This is a genomic window from Frankia sp. CcWB3 (assembly GCF_977927595.1).
In genome coordinates this window covers 2,003-8,626 of sequence record NZ_CDWRCK010000198.1, presented here as the reverse complement: position 1 = coordinate 8,626, position 6,624 = coordinate 2,003, and the positions used below count along the sequence as shown (strand labels likewise).

Sequence of the window (6,624 nt, the reverse complement as noted above, 5' to 3'; positions counted from 1 at the left end):
ATCCAGTTCCGGATGGTCGAGGCTGACGGCGACCGCGTCCGGCTCGTCCGACAGGGCCGGTCCGACGACGTACAGCCGCGGGTCCTGGGCGGCCATCCCGTTGAGGATGGCCGTGGTGGTCGTGACGGCGTCGACCTCCCTGGCTTGGAGCAGCACGAGGCAGTCGGCGATGTTCGGCACGGTGCGCAGCACCGGGCGCGACGGCGCCCGCCGGACGGTCGCCGTCGAGGTGGCGCCGGCCGCCGTGCAGACCCGTCGCCCACCGAGATCGTCCATCCCCTGGTACGGCGAGTCGCGGGGGACCAGGACCCGTTGCGTCTCGTTGTAGTAGACGACGGAGAAGTCCACCAGCGCGCGCCGCTCGCAGTTCGTCGTCATGGTCGCCACGACGACGTCGACAGCGCCGTCGCGCAGGACCGGGATGCGCTCGGCGTAGGTGACCGCGCGGAACCGCACGCGTCCGTCTACGCCGAAGATCCTCCGGCCGATCAGGTTGGCGATCTCCACGTCGAAGCCCGCGAACTGGCCGGTGAACGGGCTGATCGACCCGAAGGGCGGGACGTCGGCCAGCATCCCGGCGGTGAGGTAGCCGCGGCGTTCGATCGTCTCCAGGACGGTGCCCGTGGGCATCGCGCCCGGCGGGGGCAGCCGGTCCGGCGGGCGCCAGCTGGCCTGCGGATTGTCGCAGGTGGGTGTCGGTGTCACGGCTGCGGCGGCGGGCGTGAGGGCGGCGGGCCGCGGGGGCGTCGGCGTCGCGGGGTCCAGGGGTCGGGCCTGGGCCGGCAGCGAACTGTCGACCGTGCCGCAGGCGGTGACGCCGACCGCCAGGGCGACGGTAATCAGTACCGTCACCGCTCGCGTCACCGCGAACCGGATGATCATCATTGGCTCACCGGTAGTCGTTGATTCTCAGCTGGATGCCGACGAAGGCCAGGGCCGCGGCGAGCCCGAGCGCCACGGTGGCGCCGAGCGGCAGGCGGCTCAGCGCCTCGCCGGCGGCGGACAGGCGCGCTTCGAAGCGGGTACGGCTGGTCGTGAACACCGCTTCCGAGGCGTCGTCGAACCGGGTGAAGGAGGTCGTGCCCTCGCCGAGCGCCACGGCCACCGCCTGCTGGAACCCGCCGACATCGGACACCAGGTTACCGACCCGCAGGCTTGTCGCCTGGTACCCGCGCCAGGCCGGTTCCAGGGCGGCGCGGGCCGGGCCGTCCGGGCCGCGCAGGGCCACCGTCGCCGGCAGAACCCCGGTCCCGGTCCGTCGCCCCCTGCCGTCGTAGCCCAGCCGGGCGGCCGCGGCGCGGGCGTCCTCGCCGAGTTCCACGCTGTTGCCGTGGGCGACCAGCGACAGGCTTTCGTCGCCCCACGCCCGTAATGCCAGCACCCGGGCCTGCGCGGTCAGCGTCATCGGGACGTACCCGTGGTCCCGGCTCTCGACGAGACGGCCGCGTTCCACGCCGAACGCGGTCAGCGTCAACCCGAGGATGATTGCGGTGAGCGCCGTGGCGGCGAGCAGCGGCGGATTGAGGATCCGGTGGGTGCGCCGGAACAGCCGCACCTGCAGCGCGACGAGCCCGGCGAGCGTCGCGGCACCGACGGCGCCGACCAGGAGCACCTGGTGCCAGGAGCTCGCCCGCCGGTAGCCGTGGTCGATGTCGGTGGCGCCGGTGGCGGCCAGCGCGTCGGCGGCGGGCAGGATGGTGTCCCGCATCAGCGCGGACGCCTGCCGCAGGTAGGCCCCGCCGACGGCGAGGCCGAGCCGGTTGTTCGCCCGGGCCCGTTCGACCAGGCCGGTGTAGACGGGCAGTTGCGCGGAGAGCACGGCCAGGGGCTGGCGTGGACTGCCAGCGCGGGCGAGATCGACGACGCGGTCGCTCGCCGCGGCGATGCTGCGCGCGTAGGCGGGACGCTGCCCCGGTGGTTCGACGCCGCCGGCGAGGAAGGCACGGGCCGCCGTGGCATCCGCCGCGGAGAGCTCGGCGCGCAGGCTCTGGGCGGCGATGAAGGACGCGCCGCTGTCCTTGGCCAGGGTGTCGATCGCGTGCCGGCGGGTCTGCGTGGCGCCGAGGACGGTGGCCCACAGTGCGACGAGCGCGAGGACCACGAGCACGGACAGCAGGCGCAGCCGGCCCGGCGGGGTCGCCGCCCGGCGCCGTACCCCCGTAGCCACCGCGGTCATGGCTGGTGAGCGTATGGCCTACGGAACCGCCGGGTGGCCCACTGTCACCTTGGCGTCACCCCGGCTGGTACCTCGTGCTGGCGCTGTGGCGGTGGGTCAGCCGGCCGTGGGGTCAGCCGGCCGTGGGATCAGAGGTCCGGGTCGATCATGATCCGGTTCTCGACGTGGCTGACCCCGCCCCGGGTAGCCGCCACGGGCTCAGCCGAGCCGCCGGGAGGATGCGGCCGGCACCGGTTCCGGTTCGGCGGCCGTCGGCCGGTGCGCGGAGTGCTCCACCCAGGCGGCCCCGGCGGTCGTGGTGGGATGACCAAGCAGGTAACCTTGGCCGTAGGGGATTCCGGCCGCCATCGCCGTGTCGAGCTCCATCGGGGTCTCGATGCCCTCGGCGATGACGCAGCCGCCGATCTCGCCGGCGACCTGCACCAGTCCCGTCGCGATGGCGCGCCTGGCCGGATCGGTGTCGATTCCGTGGGTGAGGACCCGATCCAGTTTGATGATCTCCGGGCGCAGGTGGATGAGCTGTTCCAGGCCCGCGTAGCCGGTGCCGACGTCGTCGATCGCGATGCGGACTCCGCGGCGGCGCAGCATGCTGATGGCGGCCAGTAGCTCCGAGTCGTCGCCGATGTGCTCGTGCTCGGTGATCTCCACGATGAGGCGATCGGCCCCCTGATCGGGAAGGATGTCGATCAGGCCGGAGGTGATGGTGGACGGCGAGGCGTTGACGGCGAGGGTGAGGTCGGACGGGAGCGTCGGCAGGACGGTCAGCGCGTGGCGGATCGCCATGAGTTCCAGCTCGATGCTCAGGCCGACGGTCGCGGCGTCATTATACCATTGCTGCGCACCGCCGGTCGTGTGGGGGAAGCGGGACAGCGCCTCGACCCCGACGATCCGTTCGTCTGCGAGCCTGAAGATCGGCTGAAAGATCATCTTTGGGCCGCCCGCGTCGATGAGGTCGCTCACTTCCTGCCAGATGCGGCGTCGCTGTTCCCACAGGCGGTGCAGGTCGAGGACCGCGTCACTCAGGAAGGCCGCCAACAGGTGCAGGAAGTGCACGTCGCGGTCGCGTGGCTGAGGGAGCGCGTCGTGGGCGAAGCAGCCGACTATGCCGTACACCTCGCCGTCGTTGTCGGCGACCGGCGCCGCGGCGTACGCGCCGACTCCCAGCTCGCGGACGAGGCCCGCGCCCGCGGTGCGTGGATCGGTGCGCGTGTCCGCGACGATCACCGGTATCTCGCCGGACAGCACCCGCCCGAGCAGGGTGTGCTTGCGGCGGATCGTCGAACCCGGCGCCAGCCTGAACCCCCGTGCGTCCCCGCTGAGAACCTGCAGGACAAGCAGATCCCCGTCGATCCGGGCCAGCCCCGCGACGTCTATCCGCAGATGTCGGCGCAGGATCTCGAGTAGATCCGTCACTACCGTGTCCGGCTGCGTGACGCCTGCCAGCGGGCCCAACGTCGACAGCGCATCCGCCATCCGGACCACCTCCATGTTCGGCATGCCCGAAACCACCTGCTGTCATGCCGGGCCGGAGCGCGGGCATGCCGGTGAGCACGGTGACACGTGAATACGGTAAGCACGGTGAGCACGAAGGCAGGCGCCGTGGCGGGCCGGAACATCGTGGAGCTCACCGGGCTGTCCATCGCCTACACACGTCGGGGCGGACGACTCCGGCGGTGGAGGACGATTTCGGCGGTGGAGGACGTCGACTTCACGATCGCCCCGGGACAGACCGTCGCCGTCGTCGGCGAGTCCGGCTCGGGCAAGACCATCGCGATGGGCCTGGGGAAGCCGACCAGCGGCCGGATCCACCTCGACGAGCAGGACATCACCTCCGCCGGCTGGTCGCAGCTGCGGCCGCTGCGGCGGCGGTTCCAGTTCGTCCACCAGAACCCGTTCTCCTCGCTGGACCCGCGGTCCACCGTCGGGGAGAGCATCGCCGAGCCGCTGGTCTCCTTCCGCGTCGGCGACCGGGCCAGCCGCGCCGCCCGGGCGCGCGAGCTGCTCGACCAGCTCGCCCACGAGGTCGCGGTGCTGCGCGCTGGCCGCATCGTCGAGAATGGTCCGGCGGCCGACGTCCTCACCGCGCCGACGCAAGACCACACCCGCGAGCTGCTTGGCGCGATCCCCGGGCAACGGTTCGCGGCCGCGCCCGCCGCCGCACCAAGGAAAGGACGCACGATGAGTCGCAGGTACATCGTCATCGGAGCCGGGGCCGTCGGCGCGACCGTCGCCGTGGAGCTGCGGCTCGCCGGGATCGACGTCGTCGTCGTGGCCCGGGGCGCGAACCTCGCGGCGCTGCGGGCGGGCGGGCTGCGCTACATCCGACCGCCGGCCACGCCCGGCGGTGAGCCCGACGAGCGGCGGATCCCTCTCGACGTTGTCGGCGGCCCGGACGAGGTCGACCTGCGTGGTGACGACGTGCTCGTCCTCGCCACCAAGTCGCAGGACTCCGAGGCGCTGCTCGCACAGTGGGCGTGGCGGCCGGTCGACGCCGACGCCGACGGCACGCGGCGCACGGCGGCGGAGGCGCTGCCCGTCGTGCTGCTTCAGAACGGGATCGAGAACGCCCGCACGGCGTTGCGCCGGTTCGCCACGGTGATCGACGCGGTCGTCCTCAGCCCCTCCTCGCACGTGCGACCCGGCGAGGTCGTGTCCCCGGCGGCCCCGCTCGCGGCGGCCTTCTACCTGGGCCGCGCCCCTCGTGGCGCCGTCGACGACCCGACCGCCGAGGCCGTCGCGGCCGACCTGCGCCGAGCCTCGTTCGCCGTCGCGGTTGTCGCGGACATCGACCGACGAAAGGCCGGCAAGCTGCTGGGCAACCTGGCCTATAACCTCGACGCGATCTATGCCCCGAGCGAGCTGCGCGACGCGGCGGCTGCCGCGCTGGTCGAGGAGGCGCGGCGGGTGTTCGCCGCGGCCGGCGTGGAGACCGCCGGCGTCCGTCCGGACGACGGGCTCGACCTGTCCGGCCTCGTTCTGCACGAGATCCCCGGCTTCTCCCGGGAGGGCAGCTCCACCTGGCAGAGCCTGGCGCGGGGCGGGTCGGTCGAGTCGGACTTCCTCAACGGCGAGATCGTGCTGCTGGCCCGCCTGCACGGGCTGGCGGCACCGGTCAACGCCGGGGTGCAGCGGCGGATCGCCACCGCGGCGCGCACCGGCATACCGCCGGGCGGATTCGACCAGGCCGACCTCGCCGCCCTGCTGGCCTCGGCACCTGCCGGCGTGGCCTCGGCACCTGCCGGTGTGGTCCCCTACGCCGACGTGGCCCCGGATGCCGGCGGGACGCGTGCCGGCGCGGCGCTCGGGGAGGTCCTCGTCGACGTGAGGCGTCTGCACGACGAGCTGCTCTCGCCCGGCCCACCGCTGCTGCTCGACGTCCGCTGGGCGCTGGGTGACCCGCACGGGCACGATCACTACCGCGAGGGCCACCTGCCGGGCGCGGTCTACGTCGACCTGGACACCGAGCTCGCCGCCGCACCGGGCGGGACCGCCGGGCGGCATCCGCTGCCCGAGCTCGCCGACCTCCAGCAGGCCGCCCGGCGCTGGGGACTGACCGCCGGGCGTGCGGTCGTGGTCTACGACGCGGTCGGCGGGCTGTCCGCAGCCCGGGCCTGGTGGCTGCTGCGCTGGGCGGGCGTCGCCGACGTCCGCATCCTCGACGGGGCACTCGCGGCCTGGCGGGACGCCGGGTTCCCGCTCGAGACCGGGGAGATCATCTCGGCGCCCAGCGACATCGTCCTGCACGCCGGTCAGCTGCCGGTGCTCGACGCGGACGGCGCCGCCCGGGTGGCCCGCGAGGGTGTCCTCCTCGACGCCCGCGCGGCCGAGCGGTATCGCGGCGAGGTGGAACCGATCGACCCGCGCGCCGGCCATATCCCGGGAGCGGTGAGCGCCGCGACGGGGGAGAACCTCGACGCGAGCGGCCGGTTCCTGCCCCGGGACGAGCTGCGGGCCCGGTTCGCGGCCCTCGGCGTCGGCAGCGGGAACGGGGCCGACGGGAACGGGGCCGACGGGCAGTCGCGGCCGGTCGGGGTGTACTGCGGGTCCGGAGTGACGGCCTCCCACGAGATCGCCGCGCTCGCCGTCGCCGGCATCGACGCCGCCCTGTACCCGGGTTCCTGGTCGGCCTGGTCGTCCGACCCCGACCGGCCCGTCGCCACGGGTCCGCAATGACCCCATCACCGCCGCCGTCACCGCCGTCACCGCGATCGGTGCCGTCAGGAACGCCGCTTCTCGCACGGTGGGCCGGGGCCGGGGCCGGGCGAATTTTGGGGACCTGGGCACGGTTTGCAACCCCTGGACCGTTCCCTGCTCCCCAGAACTCGCCGCGCTCCCCAGAACTCGCCGTCCATGATCGTGTACCGGCTGGCGGGAGTGGAGCGCCGGATGCAGCCGAGAACCCGGGCCCCTGCCGGACTACGGACGGGGACATCATCCCGCCGTCAGGT

Annotated in this window: 4 protein-coding genes and 1 pseudogene; 2 read left to right on the top strand and 3 right to left on the bottom strand. The window is 73.5% G+C overall.

Features of this window, described 5'->3' with window-relative positions:
* The 3 genes from ACY5KJ_RS14825 to ACY5KJ_RS14815 all read right to left on the bottom strand — a co-directional run.
* On the bottom strand, positions 1-885 hold an 885-nt coding region (locus ACY5KJ_RS14825; protein WP_462203609.1), incomplete at its 3' end, for a transporter substrate-binding domain-containing protein.
* A gap of 4 nt (positions 886-889) precedes the next feature.
* A complete protein-coding gene (locus ACY5KJ_RS14820) occupies positions 890-2,176 on the bottom strand; it encodes a hypothetical protein (protein ID WP_462188712.1) in 1,287 nt (428 codons plus the stop codon).
* A gap of 198 nt (positions 2,177-2,374) precedes the next feature.
* Positions 2,375-3,673, bottom strand: coding sequence for a sensor domain-containing phosphodiesterase (locus tag ACY5KJ_RS14815; RefSeq protein ID WP_462203608.1), 1,299 nt, complete (start codon positions 3,671-3,673; stop codon positions 2,375-2,377).
* Positions 3,674-3,736: 63 nt separating this feature from the next.
* On the opposite strand from ACY5KJ_RS14815, the pseudogene ACY5KJ_RS14810 reads away from it, so the two are divergent.
* Together ACY5KJ_RS14810 and ACY5KJ_RS14805 are read left to right on the top strand one after the other, a co-directional pair.
* Positions 3,737-4,177, top strand: a pseudogene (locus tag ACY5KJ_RS14810) (ATP-binding cassette domain-containing protein); the annotation flags it as partial.
* Positions 4,178-4,354: 177 nt separating this feature from the next.
* Positions 4,355-6,349, top strand: coding sequence for a rhodanese-like domain-containing protein (locus ACY5KJ_RS14805; RefSeq protein WP_462203610.1), 1,995 nt, complete (start codon positions 4,355-4,357; stop codon positions 6,347-6,349).
* Positions 6,350-6,624 lie beyond the last annotated feature (275 nt).

Coding starts and splice junctions, on each gene's coding strand:
- ACY5KJ_RS14820 (WP_462188712.1), bottom strand. CDS start 2,176: ATGACCGCGGTGGCTACGGGGGTACGGCGCCGGGCGGCGACCCCGCCG.
- ACY5KJ_RS14815 (WP_462203608.1), bottom strand. CDS start 3,673: ATGCCGAACATGGAGGTGGTCCGGATGGCGGATGCGCTGTCGACGTTG.
- ACY5KJ_RS14805 (WP_462203610.1), top strand. CDS start 4,355: ATGAGTCGCAGGTACATCGTCATCGGAGCCGGGGCCGTCGGCGCGACC.